The organism is Sphingobium sp. TomMM35A, from assembly GCF_054771735.1.
Genome location: NZ_BSRC01000001.1, coordinates 2,523,547 through 2,541,230, shown reverse-complemented (window position 1 = coordinate 2,541,230; position 17,684 = coordinate 2,523,547). Strand labels below are relative to the sequence as shown.

Below are 17,684 nucleotides of genomic sequence, written 5' to 3'. Positions count from 1 at the left end.
AAAACCGGCGATCCGAGCTGAAAAAAGAAAGATGCTGAACATCGCCAGCATCTTTCCAAACCCTGATCATTATACTCAGCCGAGCCTACGTTCAGACGCGCATGGGCATCAGCACGTAGAGCGCCGGGCTCCGGTCATTTTCACGGATGAGCGTCGGGGCTGCCGCGTCCGCCAGGTGCAGCTCGACCGTCTCGCTGTCGATCTGGCCCAGAATGTCCAGCAGGTAGCGGGCGTTGAAACCGATATCGAAACCCTCGCCTTGGAATGCGCCCGGCACTTCTTCCGCCGCCGTGCCGTTTTCCGGGCTGGTCACTGACAGGGTAATCTTGTCCCGATCAAGCGTCATCTTGACCGCACGGGTCTTTTCCGTCGCGATCGTCGCGACGCGGTCCACGCCTTCCTCGAAGCTGCGCGGATCGATCTTGAGCAGCTTGTCATTGGCGGTCGGGATGACGCGGCTATAATCCGGGAAGGTCCCGTCGATCAGCTTGCTGGTGAGGATCGCGCTGCCCAGGCCGAAGCGGATCTTGCTTGCGGACAGGGTGATCTGGACCGATCCTTCCACCTCATCCAGAAGCTTGCGCAATTCGCCGATGCACTTGCGGGGGATGATGATGCCCGGCATCCCATCGGCGCCGTCGGGACGGGGCACGGTGACGCGGGCAAGGCGATGGCCGTCGGTCGCAGCGGCCTTCAGAACCGGCTGACCTTCGTCAGACACATGGAAATAAATTCCGTTCAGATAATAGCGCGTTTCTTCGGTCGAGATGGCGAAGCGCGTCTTGTCGATGATCTGCTTCAACGTCTCTGCGGGCAGCTCGAAGCTGGTGGGCAGATCGCCTTCCGCGATCACTGGGAAATCGTCGCGCGGCAGGGTCGACAGGTTGAAACGGGCGCGGCCCGCCTGGATCAGCATCTTACCCTCGGCCGCGTGCAGCGAAACCTGGCTGCCTTCCGGCAGCTTGCGGGCGATGTCGAACAATGTGTGGGCGCTGATGGTGGTCGCGCCGGGCTGTTCCACCTGCGCGGAAACGCTCTCGACGATCTGGAGATCGAGGTCGGTCGCCATCAGCTTGATCGCGCCATCGGCGGACGCTTCGATCAGCACGTTGGACAGGATCGGAATCGTATTGCGCCGTTCAACCACCGACTGGACGTGGCTGAGGCTCTTGAGGAGCGTGGCGCGTTCGATTGTGGCCTTCATGTCCCTGTTTGTCCGTTTCTTTTCTGCGCAAAGCCCGAATGCGGTCGAATCCGGGCGACAATGATGGATGATCCTTCATAACCACTGTTGCGGCGGCGGCAAGCGCCTGCTGATCGTTTCGTGACGGCAAGGGTTGCAAAAGGGCACATGATGGGCTTTGCCAGCTTCATGAAGCGCCTCTGGCTCCTCCCGTTGCTGATCTCGACGCCTGCGACTGCGCGGGATTCTCTGGGGATGTTCGAAGCCTGGGGGGCATTCCGCGATCCGGCAGCGCCGCGCTGCTACGCCATAGCCAGACCCGTGAGCCGCGCAGGCAGCGGGTTTGCAGCGGTCGGCAACTGGCCCCGCCAACGCGTGCGCGGACAGGTGCATTTCCGGCTGAGCCGGGTGCGGGCCGATGGCGCTTCCGTCATCCTGAATGTCGGTGAGCGGCGCTTCCCGCTGGTGGCGGGCCAGGCCGACGCGTGGGCGCCCGATCCCCGCGCCGACGCCGCCATCATTGCGGCCATGCGCTCGGCAGGCAGCATGAGCGTGCAGACCCAAGGCGCGAATGGGCGGGCCTTTGCCGACACCTACACGCTGCGCGGCGCTGCCACGGCGATCGACGCGGCGGCATTGGGATGCGCCCGGCTGCGCTGATAGACGCTCCCTTTATAAATACGCAAAAATCCGCTATGGGCGCTGCCATGCATTCATCCGCCAGCCCCCTGATGCCGATTCCCGGCGCTATTGACCCTGTGCCCGTGCCGCGCGCGGTGACGCCGCGTGAAGATGGACGCACTGACCTCATGGGCCTGTCGCGCCCGCAGATCAAAGGCGCGCTGGAGGAAGCAGGGCTCGACGCCAAGCAGGCGAAGCTCCGCTCCAAGCAGCTGTTCCACTGGCTCTATCATCGCGGCGAGACCGATTTCGACGCCATGACCGATCTTGCCAAGCCCATGCGCGGCTGGATGGCGGAGCGCTTCGTCGTCGGCCGCCCTCAGGTGGTGGAAGCCCAGGTGTCGAGCGACGGCACCCGCAAATGGCTGCTCCGGTCGGACGATGGCCAGGATTATGAAATGGTGTTCATCCCCGACGCCGATCGGGGAACGCTCTGCGTCTCCAGCCAAGTGGGCTGCACGCTCAACTGCCGTTTCTGCCATACCGGCACGATGCGGCTGGTGCGCAATCTGACGCCGGGCGAAATCGTCGGGCAGGTGATGCTGGCCCGCGACGCGCTGGGCGAATGGCCAAAGGGCAGCATGGCGTCGGCCAATGACGATGAAACCGACGACGCGTCGCAATATACGACCGACGGCCGCATGCTGACCAACATCGTGATGATGGGCATGGGTGAGCCGCTCTACAATTTCGACCATGTCCGCGACGCGCTAAAGGTCGTCATGGACGGCGATGGCCTGGCGCTCTCGAAGCGCCGCATCACCCTCTCGACCTCCGGCGTGGTGCCAATGATGGCGCGCGCTGGTGAAGAGATCGGCGTCAACCTCGCCGTGTCGCTCCACGCCGTGACCAAGGATGTGCGCGACGAACTCGTGCCGCTCAACAAGAAGTTCGGCATCGAACAGCTGCTTCAGGCATGTGCCGACTATCCGAGCGCCAACAATGCCCGCCGCATCACCTTCGAATATGTGATGATCAAGGACAAGAATGACAGCGACGAGGATGCGCGCGAACTGGTGCGGCTGCTGCGTCACTACAAGCTCCCAGCCAAGGTCAACCTCATCCCGTTCAATCCCTGGCCGGGCACGGACTATGAATGTTCGACGCCCGAGCGGATCAAGCGCTTTTCCGACATCGTGTTCGAAGGCGGCATCTCCGCTCCGGTGCGCACGCCGCGGGGCCGGGACATCATGGCCGCCTGCGGGCAGCTGAAATCCGCCAGCGAGAAGAAGAGCCGCGCTGAGCTCGATAGGTTAGCGGCCGAAAAGCAAGCGGCGCTCGGTTGAGCCTTCGCCTTAGCGTGGCGGGCTGGGCTCGCTGATGGTCTCTTCCGCGTCCCGTTCATTCTCATCGGGCTTCAACGGCGCCATGACCCAGAATGTCAGCAACGTGAAGCCAGTGAGGACCACCGCCACATCATAGGTGCCAAGCCCCGCCGCGACGCCGATAGCGCCTGTGATCCACAGGCTTGCGGCGGTTGCAGTGCCCTTCACGGCATGCCGCTGCTGCAGGATCGCGCCGCCGCCTAGGAATCCGATGCCTGCGATCACGCCTTCCAGCACGCGGGCCAGCGCCTCGACTTCCTGCGCCATCAAGCCCTCGACCGTCTGGACCAAGCCACAGCTGGCCACGGCCACCAAGGGGAAGGTCCGCAACCCGGCGCTGCGTTCCGCCCGCTCCCGGTTCCAGCCGATCGGAAGCGCCAGACAATAGGCAATCACGATCGGCACCAGATGCGGCAGGACCGAAAATGTGTCTCTCATTTCGACTAAACGCACGAACATGAATTCGGATGCGCAACGAACATCGCTAGTACTTGCCGGGCTCCTCCAGCAAACGGGGGATCAAGGGCAACAGTTCGCGGGCAAGGAAGCCGATCGGCCCCATCGTGCGGGCCAGTTCCCGCCCTGCCCGTCCATGAAGCCAGCTTGCCCAGGCAGCGGCGCGGAAAGGGTCCGCTCCACGCGCTGCCAGACCACCAGCAATGCCTGCGAGCACGTCACCCGATCCTCCTGTGGCAAGCCCGACGCAACCGCCCTCATGAAGCAGGCAGGCGCCATCCGGAGCCGCAATCACGCTGCGGTCCCCTTTCAGGATCACCACGGCCTGAAAATCCTGCGCGACCTGCGACGCGACCCCAACCGGGTCGGCTGTGATGGCTTCAGCGCTCTTGTCCGTCAGGATCGCCATCTCCCCATGATGCGGCGTCAGGATGATATGCCCCTCATGCGCTGCGATCGTAGACCGTAAATCGCGCGCCGATGTCATTGCCGCCGCATCGAGGACGATGGTCACGGGTGGCTCCGTCGCAGCCAGAATATCGGCGACCAACTGATCCGTCCCGGCACTCACATTCATGCCGGGTCCCAGGACCAGCGAATCGCAGCGGGCAAGCTGCGGCTTCAGCACGGCGGCCGCGCCGACCGCGATCTCGCCATCCTCCTGCGCCGGAAGGGCGATCATCGCCGCCTCGGGGACCAGCACGCCCAGCGACATGGCGGCCGATCGCACCGTCGCCATCTGCAGCTTGCCTGCCCCCGCCCGAAGCGCGGCTTCGCCCGTCAGCCGAAGGGCGCCAGGCACGAACTCCGCCCCACCGACCACCAGCACACGGCCGCGCGCATTCTTGTCTGAATCGCTGTCGACAACCGGCAACGGGTTCGCCTTCAGCCAGGCGGTATCCAGGGTCTCCGGCATCATCCCCGCGCTCCTGCAATGGCATCGGGCTCGCGCGTGACCGGCGTCGCTTCTTCTTCCATCGGCGCGGTCACATTATAACGGCGAAGCACCAGCCCGCCATTGCGGCCATGCGAGGGGTCATAGACATAGTCACTGATCGCACAATTGGCGACGTCTCCCGCCCGATCGATTGCCAAAATCTCCGCTTCATCAAGGCCTTCGATAATGTAGCGCAGGCACAGCACCACGACCTGATGTGTGAAGATCATCACCCGCCGCCCGGCATAGTGCAACGATATGGTATCCATCACCGACCGGAGGCGCAGGATGACGTCGCACCAACTTTCCCCGCCAGGTGGCCGATGGTAGAATTTCCCGAGCATCCGGCGAAACTCATATTGCTCTGCCTCAAGGTTACGGATGCCGGACGTCGTCAGCCCGTCCAATATTCCGAATTCCTTTTCCCGCAGCCGCTCGTCGAAGCAGATCGGCTCGTCCGCCCGCGCTCCGCCTGCTTCACGAAAGACCTGCGCAGTCTGAAATGCACGCAGATAGGGAGAGGATAGCAGAACTTCCGGCCGATGATCCTCCGCCTCGCTTGCAAACCAGTGGCCCAACGCCTGCGCCTGTTCGCGGCCCAGCTCACTTAAAGGGACATCCGCGTCGCGCACGGACAAGGCTATGCGGTCGGATTGCGCTTCCGTCGCCTCATCGCGCGCGACATTTCCGGCACTTTGGCCATGACGAACGATGATGAGCTGGCTTGGCCAATGAAGTGACGCCACGGATGTCCCTGCCTTTCATGCCGCGTTGCTGAGGCATGAAGAACGGTCGCGCCAAGGCTTTGATCCCGACGCAGGCGCGCGAGGGACGCATGGCGAGCCAACCCTGAAGCAGCCATGCGCCATCCACCCGGTCTACGCGCGGGATTGCGCTTCCCCGGATTTCCGCTGCCCGACATTGCTCCATTCAACATTGCGCGTGGCGTACATGACGCTTGCCAGCGCGATCAGCAGCAGCACCGAACCGATGAGCAGCGACCATGCCTCCAGGTTGAGCAGCACGAACAGCAAGGCATAGAGCCCCACCAGCAGCGCCCCGATGAACCGGCCGCGCCGCCAGCTTCCCAGCACGGCGGCGCTATAGGCGGACAACAGGCCAATGATCGCCGCCGCCCCCAGAATATAGGCTGCGGTAAAGCCGATGACCTCTGCAAAGGCAAGCAACAGGGCGAAGAAGAGCACCAGCGCCGCCCCCGTCAGCAGATATTCCGCCGCAGCCACGCGCGCGCCGCCGACAATGTCGAACAGCAGGAAGGCGAGGAAAGTGAGGCCTATGAACAGGAAGCCATATTTAACCGACCTGTCCACCTTGGAATAAAGATCGACCGGTTCGATCAGGCCGACCGTCACCGCGCGGGAATTGCCGCCGATGACTTCAGCTGGCCTCGCCGCAACCGTAGTGTCGGCAACTGCCACCATGGCATAGCCCGCGCTGCCATCCAGCAGCGGAGGCCCCAATTCCTGCATCGCGACGGGAGGCTGGCCCAGCGCCAGCTTGTCGATCTGGTAGCGGGCCGAAAAGCCGCCATCCGAAATCTCCCGCTTCTCAGGCAGGAAGGCGCCTCCAAAGCTCGGGCTCGGCCATGTCGAAGAGATCTGCCAGAAGGTCTTGCCGCCCCTTGGCACCAGGCTCAGCGACCGGCTGCCGCGCAGGCCGAAATCATATGCCACGGTCAGTCTGCCCTCGCCCGCCCAGGGGAGAAAGGCGAAGAAACCCTGCCCTCCGGTAGCGCCGGGACCTTTGCCGGGCTGAACGGCCAAAGCCTTGCCACCGGCAGAAAGCGACCCACCGCTGGTCAATCCCCGCGCATCCGATGCGCCCATCCGCAATTCCGCCCGCTCCCATAGAAGGCGATCGGCGGTGATGCCGAAGCGGGGCAGGTCTTGCGGCAAAGCAAATTGCGCGGCTCCCTTTATGCGCGCGTCGTAGAGCACACTGCGGTAGATCGACTTGCGCCGCTCTTCCGGACGGACGGTGGTCGTGACCATATTCTCGACCGGCGAAATATAGAGCAGCTTTTCGGTCTCGACAGTGCGCGACACCCGCTGGCCGTCAACCTGCTCTTCCTGCACCTGGGTGGTGCGGAATGGAACGACGATGACAGGTCCCGCAATGATCTGTGGCCCGCCCCAACCAGCATTGATCGCGTCCTGCGCCGTCTGAGATTGGCTTTGCCGATCCCATACCAGAGCATAGATCAGCATCAGCGGCACGATCAGCGACAGCGCTACCAGCGCCGCGAACAGCAGCTTCATGCCGGGCGACCGCGTTGGCCGCATGTCATCAGCCGAGCCTGTAACCAACCGCCGCTCCTGTCGAATATTGTCCAGGTCACTGTCTATGCCAAGGGGCGTCAGCGTCAATCATCACGTGCCGCGCATGCGCTAATCTGATACTGTCGCCTGCGAGAAATGCCGAGAGTCGAACTGTTTCGAGGAGGGCATGATGCAGACGTCAATCGACGAAGCGAAACTTCACAATTTTGTCGGAAAAATGCTGAACGATCTCGGCGGCGCGATCAGCGTGCCGACGGTACGCGTCGGCTTCAGGCTAGGCCTGTTTGACGCGCTCGCGCAGGGCCCAGCGAAGGCGGCGGACCTCGCACAAAGAGCAGGCGGCCTGCACGAACGTTATGTGCGGGAATGGGCAATGGCCCAGGCCGCCAATGGCTTTATCGACTTCGATCCTGGCTCAGGCATGTTCAGCGTCTCGCCAGAGCAGGCGATGGTTTTCGTGAACCCCGACAGCCCCGTCTATCTGGCTGGCGCCTTCGAAATGGTCGCCGCCATGATAGAGGCGGAGCCCAAGGTCGAAGAATGTTTCCGCAACGGCAAGGGCGTCAGATGGGGAGACCATGCGGGCTGCCTGTTCTGCGCGACCGGCGCATTCTTCCGGCCCGGCTATGTCAACAACATCGTGCAGAGCTGGATACCCGCGATGGATGGCATGGAGGCAAAGCTGCGGTCCGGCGCAAAAGTCGCCGATGTCGGCTGCGGCGTCGGCTTCTCCACCTTGCTGATGGCGCAGGCCTATCCCGAAAGTCACTTCACCGGCTATGATTTCCATGAACCATCGATCGAGGACGCACGGCGTCATGCGCAAGAACATGGCCTCAGCGATCGGGTCCGGTTCGAAGTAGCGGCGGCCAAGGACATTGCCGAGAAGGACTTCGACTTCATCACCATGTATGACTGTCTGCACGATATGGGCGATCCCAAAGGATGCGCGGCACACATGCGCCGCATCCTGACGCCGGGCGGTAGCTGGATGATCGTCGAGCCGATTGCAGGCGACAGGCCGAAAGACAATCTCAATCCCGTCGGGCGGCTCTACTACAACGCGTCCACCATGATCTGCGTGCCCACGTCGCTTGACCAGGAGGTCGGCGAAGGCCTGGGCGCGCAAGCAGGCGAAGCTCGTCTGGCGGCAGTCATCGCCAACGGCGGCTTCCAGTCGGTTAAAAGAGTGGCGGAAGGGCCATTCAACATGGTGCTTCAAGCGCGTTGAAGGGTAGGAACTGGCCGAAGCCGCTCAACTGGCATCGGCGCGCAGGATCTTCTCCATCGGCTTGCTCCTGGCGAGTTCGTCGATCAATTTGTCCAGATAGCGGATTTCTTGCATGAGGGGCTCATCGACCTCTTCGACGCGGACGCCGCAGACCACGCCGGTGATAAGCCGCCGTGCGGGGTTCAGTTTGGGCGCCTCGGCAAAGAAGCGTTCGAAACTGACATTGGCCGCCAGTTGCTCCTCAAGCGTTTCTTGGCTGTATCCCGTCAACCAGCGGAAAATCTGATCGACCTCGCCTCTGGTGCGGCCCTTCTTCTCGGCCTTGCTGACGTAGAGGGGGTAAACGCTCGCCACGCTGACCGAGTAGATGCGATGCTTCGCCATGATCCCTCCTGCGCAGACCCGAAATGCCTTAGCAGCTTTCGCGCAAAAGGATGATGGGGAAACTGATCCCCAGCTTCAGGGGAACTTATCTCGGTGGAGATGAAAAAACCCAGCAGATGCTGGGTGGTGACCCCTACGGGAATCGAACCCGTGTTTCAGCCGTGAAAGGGCCGCGTCCTAACCGCTAGACGAAGGGGCCACACTGCAGAATTGCTCTGGCAGTGCTGCGAAGCGAGGGCGGCTTTAGGGGGGGAGCTTGCGCCGGTCAACCCCCTTTGGGCCTAGAAAATCATCTCTTCTTCAATCGGCCCAGGCGGCGTCTTCCAGATGCAGCTCGGCTGCCGGGCGGCTACCCCAATCGTCGATCTTGGCGCGCCCTGCGACCCACAGGCGGCGATCGCGCGGTGCGCCCAGGATCGCTTGGCCCAGCTCGCTTTCGGCCTGGCGGAACGCGATGGTCTTGATCGAACGGCCATCATCGCCAGCCATCACGGCGCGCAAATGCCCGTTGCCGACCACATCCGCCTTGATGACCCGCATCGGCCCCGCCGCCACCAGCGGGGCAGGCCAGCCAGCGCCATAGGGCCCACCCGCCTCGATCGCGGCCACAAAGTCGGGATTGACCCCCGCAGGCGCGAGCACGGCATCGATGAGCAGCGCACGATCATCGCGCGCACGGGCCACGGCAGGTCCAAGCCTTTCGTCCAGGAAGTCTGCCAGCGCGTCCACCTTGTCCGAAGCGACCGTCAACCCTGCCGCCATGGCATGGCCGCCCCCGGCGACCAGCAACCCGCTGTCCTTCGCCGCCAGTACGGCCGCCCCCAGGTCCACGCCCGATATGGACCGCCCGGACCCCTTGCCGGTGCCCGCGTCGTCGATCGCAACGACGATCGCAGGCCGCCCGGCCTTTTCCTTGATGCGTCCGGCAACGATGCCGATCACCCCAGGGTGCCAACCTGGCCCCGCGATCACCGCGACTGCGCGATTGCCCTGCGCGGCGAGCAATTCCTCGGCCTCGGCCTGCACCGCCGCTTCGATCGCGCGCCGTTCCTCGTTGAACTGGTCGAGCTCGGCCGCGATGCTCGCTGCTTCCAACGGGTCTTCGGTCGTCAGCAGCCGCACGCCAAGGTCGGCTTTGCCCACCCGGCCGCCCGCATTGATGCGTGGTCCAAGCGCGAAGCCAAGATCATGGCATAGCGGGGCCCGGCTGAGGCGGCTGGCGTCGATCAGGGCGGAGATACCGATATTGCGGCGCTTGGCCATGACCTTGAGGCCCTGCGCGACAAAGGCGCGGTTGAGCCCCTTGAGCTGCGCCACGTCCGCGACGGTGCCGAGCGCCACGATATCGAGCAACTCCATCAGCGCGGGCTCGGCCCGATGCGTGAACCAGCCGCGCCGCCGCAGCACGCGGATCAGCGCCGCGCCGAGGAGGAAGGCGACGCCGACCGCCGCCAAATGACCATGAGCCGCCGCTTCCTCGACCTCGTCAAGCCGGTTCGGGTTCACCAGCGCGAACGCTTCGGGAAGCGCTGCGACGCATTTATGGTGATCCACCACCACGACATCGACGCCGACCGCCTTCGCCATGGCGAGCGCCTCGAACGCCTGAGCGCCGCAATCGACGGTGACGATCAACGTCGCCCCTTCCCCGGCCAGCCGCACCAGCGCCTCGCCAGACGGGCCATAGCCTTCCATCAGCCGATCCGGGATGTAAGGCCGCGCGGACAGGCCAAGATCGCGCAGCAGCCGGATCAGCAAGGCCGCGCTGGTCGCGCCGTCCACGTCATAGTCGCCGAAAATCCGGACATGCTCGCAGCTCTGCACCGCATCGGCCAGCCGCTCGGCCGCGCTGTCCATGTCGCGGAACAGGCTGGGGTCAGGCATGAAATGACGGATGGTGGGATTGCGATGCGCATCCACCGCCTCGCGCGGACAGCCTCGGGCGAGCAGCAACTGAGTGACAAGGTCATCGGGCAGATAGCCGGGCTCGCGTGCGTCCGCGCCCCCACCCCGCCAGCGCCACGGTTGTCCAAGGATGGAGCGGGATACATTCAGCGCGACAGTCATTTATCAGTCCCTAAACCGGCCAAGCCCTTGTGGGAAGCGGTTCGCGGACAGCGGCGGAACCGAATCGATGTCCTGCGCGTATTCCCAAGCCGCGCGCGGGTGCGGCGGATCGAAAGGGGCGGCGAAGTTTACATGAGTTCAGGGCAGGCGAAACGCGTCCGGCATGCCTTGGGCGTTCTGATGATTGCGGCGTCACCTCTTCCGCTACAGGCCCAGACTTCCAGCGGCGCTTCCACCGGCACGGTTGCGCCGGAACAGGAGCCGCCGATCCTGCCCGACGAGGAATTCGAGGCGCGCCTCCCCAAGGCTGGTGAGATTGACACGGCGAACCCCTCCGCTCCGCTCCCGTCGATCGACAGCTGGATCGACCAGCAAATGCCGCAGGCCAGCGCGCCCGTCGAACTGCCCCCGGCTACTGAACCCGCAGCGGAAGCAGAGCTCGCACAGCCCCTCCCCCCGCTCGACAGCGTCACCGTGCCTGCCCAGGTGGCAAGCGATAGCCCCAATGAGAAAACGCCGGAAATCCGCTATGCTGTCGAGATTGACGGCTTCGGCAGGACCGGCCTTGAAGATGAGTTCCGGGGCGAGTCAGCGCTGATCGATGGGAAGGGACGCGCCGACACAGCCGCCATGGTGCAGGCCCGCGCGCATGAGGATGAAGCCTTCGCCGTGCGGCTGCTCTATTCGGAAGGCTATTATGACGCGACCGCCCTGGCCTCGCTCGACCAGACCGGCAACGGCACGCTGAAGGCGGTCTTGTCCGTCACGCCGGGCAAGCGGTACAAGATCGGTGATATCGTGATCAACGCCGGGCCTACGGTGCCGCCCGGGCTCGTCCGCGACAGCCTGCCGCTCAAGACCGGCGACTATATCGTTGCCGCCGATGTGGAAAGCGCGGAAGCCAATGTCGGCGTGAGGCTCCCCGAAAATGGCTATCCCTTCGCCAAGGTCGGCGAACGGGACATATTGCTCGATCCGGCGACGATCACGGGCGACTATACATTGCCTGTCGAGGTCGGCCCGCGCGGGTCGTTCCGGGGCATCACCACCTCCGGCGCCAAGCAAGCCTTTGGCGCTGACCATATGAAGGTCATCAGCCGTTTCAAACCCGGCGAGCTATATGACAGCCGCAAGGTTGACGACCTGCGCCGCGCCCTCGTCGCGACGGGGCTTTTCTCCAGCATCGCGGTCGATCCGGTGCGCACGAACGAGCCCGGCCCCGACGGCACCGAATATGTCGATCTGCATGTCGATCAGGAAGCAGGACCGCCGCGCACCCTGGCGGGCGAGCTTGGCTATGGCACGGGACAGGGCTTCCGCGCCGAGGGCACATGGACGCATCGCAACCTCTTCCCACCGGAAGGCGCGCTGATCGCCAAGGTCATCGCGGGCACGCAGGAACAGGGCGTCTCGGGCACCTTCCGCCGCTCGAACGCGGGCAAGCGGGACAAGACCTTCCAGGCTGGCGTCCTGCTCAACCACCAGAATTACGACGCCTACGAAGCCTTCACCGCAGGCCTGAACATCAGTTGGTCGCGCCAATCGACGCCGATCTTCCAAAAGCGCTGGACCTATACCTATGGCGCGGAAATCCTGCTGTCCAACGAACAGACGACGATCGATCCGGCAACAGCGGAAAAGCGGCGGCTGACCTATTTCATCGGCTCGCTGCCGCTGCAGGTCGGCTATGACCGCTCAAATGACCTGCTCAATCCGACGAAGGGCTTTCGCGCCAATCTGCGCCTTTCACCCGAGGCATCGCTTCAGGGCAATGTGTCACCCTATGTGCGCGGCACCTTTGACCTTAGCGGCTATTATCCCGTTTCCGATGCGCTGGTGATCGCGGCGCGGACGCGGCTCGGCACGATCAGCGGCGCTGCCCGCGACCAGATTGCGCCCTCGCGCCGGATCTATGCTGGTGGGGGCGGGTCGGTGCGCGGCTTTGGCTATCAGGAATTGGGCCCCAAAGACGTCAATGACGACCCGATCGGCGGGCGGTCCGTCAACGAGTTCGCCGTCGAGGGCCGCTATCGCTTCGGCAATTATGGCGTCGTCGCCTTCGTTGACGCGGGCCAGGTCTATGAAAGCGCCATCCCGAAATTCTCGGACATTCGCTATGGCGTAGGCTTGGGCGGCCGCTTCTATACCGACTTCGGCCCGTTCCGGGCGGACATAGCCATGCCGATCAATCGGCAGCCCGGCGAATCCAAATTCACTCTCTATATCGGCATTGGACAGGCTTTCTGATGGCCGAAGACACGCCTCCACCCGCTCCCGAAAGCCAGACCGTGATCATCCGGGAAGGCCGACCGTTGTGGCAGAAGATCATGCTCGGCATTGCCGGTCTGATCCTTGGCCTGGTCGTCCTTGCCGCCGGGTTGCTGCTCTTCCTCAACACGCAGCCGGGCAAGAAATTCCTGATCCGCCAGATAGCGGCGCTGAAGTTGGAATCCGGCATGGCTATCGAGGTCGGCCGTATCGAAGGATCGGTCTATAGCGACATGGTCATCCACGACCTTGTCCTGCGTGATCCCAAGGGACCATTCGCCGTATCGCCACGCGTTCATGTCGTTTGGAGCCCCTTCCGCTATCTCAGCAACCATATCTCCGTCCGCCTGCTGGAAAGCCCGCTTGTCGTGCTGGCCCGCAGCCCACAGTTCAACGTCACGCAAAGCGATCCCGACGCCCCGATCCTTCCCGACCTCGACATCGACGTTGATCGGCTGAAGATCGCCAAGTTCGTGCTGGCAAAGCCGGTGATCGGCCAGAAGCGCGAGATCGCCATTGACGGCGTCACCCACATTGCCGATGGCCGCGCGCAGCTTAGCGCCAATGCCGTGGTCGATAGCGGCGATCGGCTCCAGGCATGGCTCGACGCGGTGCCCGAACAGAACCGCCTGGCCATGAAGGGCACGCTGACCGCGCCCAAGGGCGGAGTGATCGCAAAGATGAGTGGGCTCACCGATGGCCTCACCGCGACGCTGGACGGGCGTGGGACATGGCAAGCGTGGAACGGCCGGATCGTCGCCAACTCGCCCAAGGGCGAGCTTGCCAACATCGCCCTTGCCGCACGCGACGGTAATTTCACGGCCAAGGGTCCGGTGCGCCCCGGCCTCGTCTTTGCCGGAACCGTTGACCGGCTGACCGCTCCAGCCCTCGATGTCGATCTCTTCGCCGGACTTAACGAGCGGCGCGTGAACCTTAAGGGATCACTCCGCTCGAACGCGCTCGCCGCGACGGCGCAGGGCCTCATCGACCTCGGCAAAAGCCAGTTCAGCGGGCTCAAGATCGACGCCGCACTGCTGACGCCCGGCGCGATCATGGAAAAGGTGCGCGGCAGGGATGTGCGCGCTTCGATCATCCTCGACGGCCCCATGGCGACGCCCCTCATAAACTATGATCTCACCGCCGCGATGCTCGCCTTCGACCAGACCGGCATCGAAGGGCTGAAGGCCAGCGGCCGGGCAGTGATCGATACCGATCGCATCCGCATCCCGGTGAATGCCACCGCGCGGCGCGTCACCGGCCTCAATGCAGCAGCGGGCGGGTTGCTCCAGAATCTGCGGGTAAAGGGCGACTTCGCTTATTCCGCAGGCAAGCTGATCAGCGACAATCTGAAGATCGACAGCGATCGGGTGGACGCCACCGCCATCGTCCTTGCCGACCTCGACAACGCCATTTACCGAGGCGCGCTCAAGGGCCGGGTGAACGATTACAAGATCGACGGCGTCGGCATCGTCAACCTCAACACCGACGTGGAGTTGGTGCCGGGCCCCAAGGGCGGCTGGGGCCTTGCGGGCAAGTTCGGCGTCCGCACCGCGCGCTGGGAAAATGCGTCGGTGCGCGATTTCCTTGGCGGCAATGCCGTCATGTCGGGCCGCATCGGCATGACGCCGGAAGGCAAGTTCACCCTTGCCGGCCTCAAAGGCGCGGCACCCAATTTCCGCATCCATTCCGGGTCAGGCAGCTACGACACCAATGGCGCGATCACTTTTGACGCGTCCGCGACGTCCAACCAATATGGCCCGCTTGCGCTCACTGTTCGCGGCACGATGGAACGGCCGCAAGCTATCCTGCGCGCGGCCCGGCCCAATGTCGGCGTGCAGCTGTCCAACGTCGTTGCAAAGCTCAATGGCGAAGCAGGCGGCTATCGGCTGGAAGCGACTGGCGGCTCCGCCTATGGCCCCTTCTTCGCCAATGTGCTGATCCGCACGGGGCGTGGGCCGCTTACGATCGACATCACGCGCGCGCGTTTCGCGGGCGTAGACATGAATGGCCGCCTTCAGCAGACCGCCGCCGGACCTTTCGCCGGACGGCTGGCCATGAACGGCTCGGGGATCAACGGCGCGGCGCGGCTCGCGGCCGTGGGCAAGGCTCAGGGTATCGCGGTGAACGCCACCGCCAGCAACGCTCGCCTGCCCGGCGAGGCCGATGTGGTGATCGGCCGCGCCATAGTGGCTGCGGACATCGTGCTCACTGACCAGCCGCGCATCACCGCCGATGTCCAGATGGCGAACGCGGCCTATGGCGACTATGTCGTGCGCAAGGGGCGGGCGCGCATCAATTATCAGGGCGGACGCGGACGCGCGCAGCTGGTTGCGGATGGATCGACGGGCGTGCCCTTCTCCATCGCCATGAATGCGGCGCTTCGCCCCAATCTCTACGCCGTCGCCTTGGAAGGCAAGGCGAGCAACATCCCCTTCCGCTTCGCCCAACCAGCGATTATCCGCATCGAACCGCAGGGCTACCGGCTCGAACCCGCGACGCTTGTCTTGCCGCAAGGAAGGGTTGATCTTGCCGGACGGTTCGGCGGGCAGACCGCCCTCCAGGCCCGGTTCAAGGATTTCGACCTCGCCATCATGAACATCGCCAGCCCCGGCCTCGGCATCAGTGGCAAGGCGACGGGCGCGATCGATTTCAACCAGAGCGGCAACGCCTTCCCCACCGCCACCGCCCGCATCGCGATCAATGATTTCCGCCGCTCAAGCCTGTCCGCCGTGTCCGATCCCGTATCCATGGCGATCGAGGGCCGCCTGTCAGGGCGCGGCGGCGATCTGCGCGGCCTCATCCGGCGCGGCAATGCGCCGCTCGGTCGCTTCATCGCCACGCTCGCGCCTCCTGGCCCCGGAGCCAGCTGGACGCAGCAACTCCAATCGGCGCCGCTCGGTGGCGGCATCCGCTACGCCGGCCCGGCCGATGTGCTCTTCTCCTTCGCCGGGCTCGCGGACCAGCAACTGACCGGCCCGATCGCCGTCGCCGCGGACTTCAGCGGCCGCCTCACCGCGCCGCGCCTCAACGGCCTCGTCCGCGCCAACGCGCTCACTTATGAAAATGAGACGTTCGGCACCCGCCTGACGCAGATGCGCCTTGATGGCCGCTTCACCAACGATCGGCTGGAGATACGCGACTTTTCCGGCCGGGCGGGCGACGGCACCGTGCAGGCAAGCGGCTCAGTGGGGCTCGCCGCCGAAAGCGGCTATCCCATGAACATCGCCGTCAAGTTGGACCGCGCCCGCATCGCGCGGAGCGAAGCCATCACCAGCGTCGTGACCGGCAACATCAACGTCACGAATAGCGCGGCAAATGGCGGGTTGATCAAGGGCGACCTGTGGCTCCCCGAAACCCGTTACCGCATCGCCTGGCAGGGCGGCGCGGAAATCCGCCAGCTTCAGGGCGTCCGTCGGAAGGGTGAAGGCAGCGACCTTCTCGACCAGCGCGTCGCGTCCCGGCAGGCGGCGGCAAAGCCCGCCGACTGGAAGCTCGACATCCGCGTGCGTGCCGACAATGAGATCTACTTGACCGGCATGGGGCTCGATTCCGAATGGAAGACCAACATGCGGGTCACGGGCACAACAAAGGCCCCGCGCGTCGTCGGCAAGATCGAGGTGATACGTGGCCGCTACAGCTTCTCAGGGCATCAGTTCGAACTTGAACAGGGGATCATTACCTTCAACGGGCCGATGATGAACCCGGTGCTGGCGATCCGCGCCGAAACCCGGATCAACACGGTGACCGCAGGCATTGCAGTCGGCGGCACGGCGCAACGGCCCGACATCAGCTTCATCTCGACGCCCACCCTGCCGCAGGACGAGATATTGGCGCGCATCCTGTTCGGCGACAATGTCGCGAACCTGTCCGCCACGCAGGCGATCCAGCTTGCCGCCGCGCTCAACGGCCTGCGCGGTGGCGGTGGCGGCCTCAATCCGATGGGCAAGCTGCAGAACGCGTCGGGCGTCGACCGCATCGGCATCGTCGGCGGGGACGATGCCACCGGGCGGGGCACGTCGCTGGCAGTCGGGCAGCGCATCTCCAACAACATCTATGTGGAGGTGATCACCGATCCCAAGGGCTTCACCGCCACCCAGCTGGAAATCTCGCTGTCAAAGACGCTGAGCCTGCTGTCGAAGACCGGCACCAACGCCGGATCATCAGCAAATCTGCGCTATTCGAAGGATTATTGAAGCCGCTCCGCGCGGTAGCGGACGATCAGCCCCTCATATTCATCCATGCCGGGGAAGCGCTCAAAGCTGACCGCGGCCCCGGTTTGCGCCCAGGCCAGCTTCTCCGCTGTCTGCGTTTCCATCCAGGGCGCGAACCAGCTGGCGTCGTCCAGCATCGTCGCGCGGACATTGACGAAGCCCATGTCGGCGGCAGGCCTGGTGAGGACCCAGCTCTTGCACCAGCCGCAATGATGATGGTGCACATCCTCACCATGCATCCCGCCGATCACCGTATCACCAGCGATCAGTGCAAAGCCGCTCGACGGCATGATGATCGTGGTGGAAAAAGCGCTGCCCGTCATCTTCTGGCACCCGGCGCAATGGCACGCCGCCTCACCCCACGGCGCTTCGCTCAACCGGAAACGCACACGGCCGCACCGGCAACCGCCGTCGATGGGGAAATCGGGGATAGGCATGGGGCTTCTCCTGTTAAAGCGGAATGCGTTTAATCTGAACCACGTAACTCGTTCGGGCTGAGCTTGTCGAAGCCTCTCTTTCCTAAAAAGGTAGAGCCCTTCGACAAGCTCAGGGCGAACGGTGCTAAGAGGTGGCGCTGATTTAAAGCGCGAAACTCTAGAGCCGACGTAATTGATCCTTCCTATCGCAAGATGGGGAGTATT

The 17,684-nt window shown here is 64.0% G+C and carries 13 protein-coding genes and 1 tRNA gene; 5 read left to right on the top strand and 9 right to left on the bottom strand.

Annotation, left to right across the window (positions count from 1 at the left end):
* Positions 1 to 91: 91 nt before the first annotated feature.
* Positions 92 to 1,204: a DNA polymerase III subunit beta gene (dnaN, locus tag ACYU8T_RS12765; RefSeq protein ID WP_097090738.1), complete on the bottom strand. Its 1,113-nt coding sequence runs from the start codon at positions 1,202 to 1,204 to the stop codon at positions 92 to 94.
* 168 nt (positions 1,205 to 1,372) lie between these two features.
* On the opposite strand from dnaN, the gene ACYU8T_RS12760 reads away from it, so the two are divergent.
* Positions 1,373 to 1,843, top strand: coding sequence for a hypothetical protein (locus ACYU8T_RS12760; protein WP_461159642.1), 471 nt, complete (start codon positions 1,373 to 1,375; stop codon positions 1,841 to 1,843).
* A 47-nt stretch (positions 1,844 to 1,890) separates the two neighbouring features.
* Positions 1,891 to 3,150, top strand: coding sequence for a dual-specificity RNA methyltransferase RlmN (gene rlmN / locus ACYU8T_RS12755; RefSeq protein ID WP_461159641.1), 1,260 nt, complete (start codon positions 1,891 to 1,893; stop codon positions 3,148 to 3,150).
* Positions 3,151 to 3,159: 9 nt separating this feature from the next.
* Here the strand turns inward: rlmN and ACYU8T_RS12750 are convergent, their stop codons facing one another.
* From ACYU8T_RS12750 to creD, 4 genes are all read right to left on the bottom strand, one after another.
* Entirely contained in the window at positions 3,160 to 3,627 is a 468-nt protein-coding gene (locus ACYU8T_RS12750) for an MgtC/SapB family protein (RefSeq protein WP_217991035.1), read from the bottom strand.
* A gap of 46 nt (positions 3,628 to 3,673) precedes the next feature.
* Entirely contained in the window at positions 3,674 to 4,561 is an 888-nt protein-coding gene (locus tag ACYU8T_RS12745; RefSeq protein ID WP_461159640.1) for an NAD(P)H-hydrate dehydratase, read from the bottom strand.
* Positions 4,561 to 5,328 carry a histidine phosphatase family protein gene (locus tag ACYU8T_RS12740; protein ID WP_461159639.1) on the bottom strand — a complete coding sequence of 256 codons (768 nt, stop codon included), beginning with the start codon at positions 5,326 to 5,328 and terminating at the stop codon, positions 4,561 to 4,563. Before ACYU8T_RS12740 ends, ACYU8T_RS12745 begins: the two co-directional genes overlap by 1 nt.
* A gap of 132 nt (positions 5,329 to 5,460) precedes the next feature.
* Entirely contained in the window at positions 5,461 to 6,969 is a 1,509-nt protein-coding gene (gene creD, locus ACYU8T_RS12735) for a cell envelope integrity protein CreD (protein WP_461159638.1), read from the bottom strand.
* A 79-nt stretch (positions 6,970 to 7,048) separates the two neighbouring features.
* On the opposite strand from creD, the gene ACYU8T_RS12730 reads away from it, so the two are divergent.
* Positions 7,049 to 8,113: a class I SAM-dependent methyltransferase gene (locus ACYU8T_RS12730; RefSeq protein WP_461159637.1), complete on the top strand. Its 1,065-nt coding sequence runs from the start codon at positions 7,049 to 7,051 to the stop codon at positions 8,111 to 8,113.
* 24 nt (positions 8,114 to 8,137) lie between these two features.
* Here the strand turns inward: ACYU8T_RS12730 and ACYU8T_RS12725 are convergent, their stop codons facing one another.
* The 3 genes from ACYU8T_RS12725 to recJ all read right to left on the bottom strand — a co-directional run bounded on the left by ACYU8T_RS12725 (position 8,138) and on the right by recJ (position 10,564).
* The gene (locus ACYU8T_RS12725; protein ID WP_461159636.1) at positions 8,138 to 8,497 is read right to left on the bottom strand and encodes a DUF2200 domain-containing protein; all 360 of its coding nucleotides are present in this window, start codon (positions 8,495 to 8,497) and stop codon (positions 8,138 to 8,140) included.
* Between the two features lie 124 nt (positions 8,498 to 8,621).
* Positions 8,622 to 8,696 (bottom strand) — tRNA-Glu (locus ACYU8T_RS12720).
* Between the two features lie 101 nt (positions 8,697 to 8,797).
* Positions 8,798 to 10,564, bottom strand: coding sequence for a single-stranded-DNA-specific exonuclease RecJ (recJ, locus tag ACYU8T_RS12715; protein WP_461159635.1), 1,767 nt, complete (start codon positions 10,562 to 10,564; stop codon positions 8,798 to 8,800).
* Between the two features lie 132 nt (positions 10,565 to 10,696).
* On the opposite strand from recJ, the gene ACYU8T_RS12710 reads away from it, so the two are divergent.
* A complete protein-coding gene (locus ACYU8T_RS12710) occupies positions 10,697 to 12,811 on the top strand; it encodes an autotransporter assembly complex protein TamA (RefSeq protein ID WP_461159634.1) in 2,115 nt (704 codons plus the stop codon).
* Complete coding sequence (locus ACYU8T_RS12705) at positions 12,811 to 17,025, top strand: translocation/assembly module TamB domain-containing protein (RefSeq protein WP_461159633.1); 4,215 nt, start codon at positions 12,811 to 12,813, stop codon at positions 17,023 to 17,025. The genes ACYU8T_RS12710 and ACYU8T_RS12705 overlap by 1 nt, the downstream gene beginning before the upstream one ends.
* Here the strand turns inward: ACYU8T_RS12705 and ACYU8T_RS12700 are convergent.
* Positions 17,019 to 17,480: a GFA family protein gene (locus tag ACYU8T_RS12700; RefSeq protein WP_461159632.1), complete on the bottom strand. Its 462-nt coding sequence runs from the start codon at positions 17,478 to 17,480 to the stop codon at positions 17,019 to 17,021. The genes ACYU8T_RS12705 and ACYU8T_RS12700 overlap by 7 nt on opposite strands.
* Positions 17,481 to 17,684: the final 204 nt, after the last annotated feature.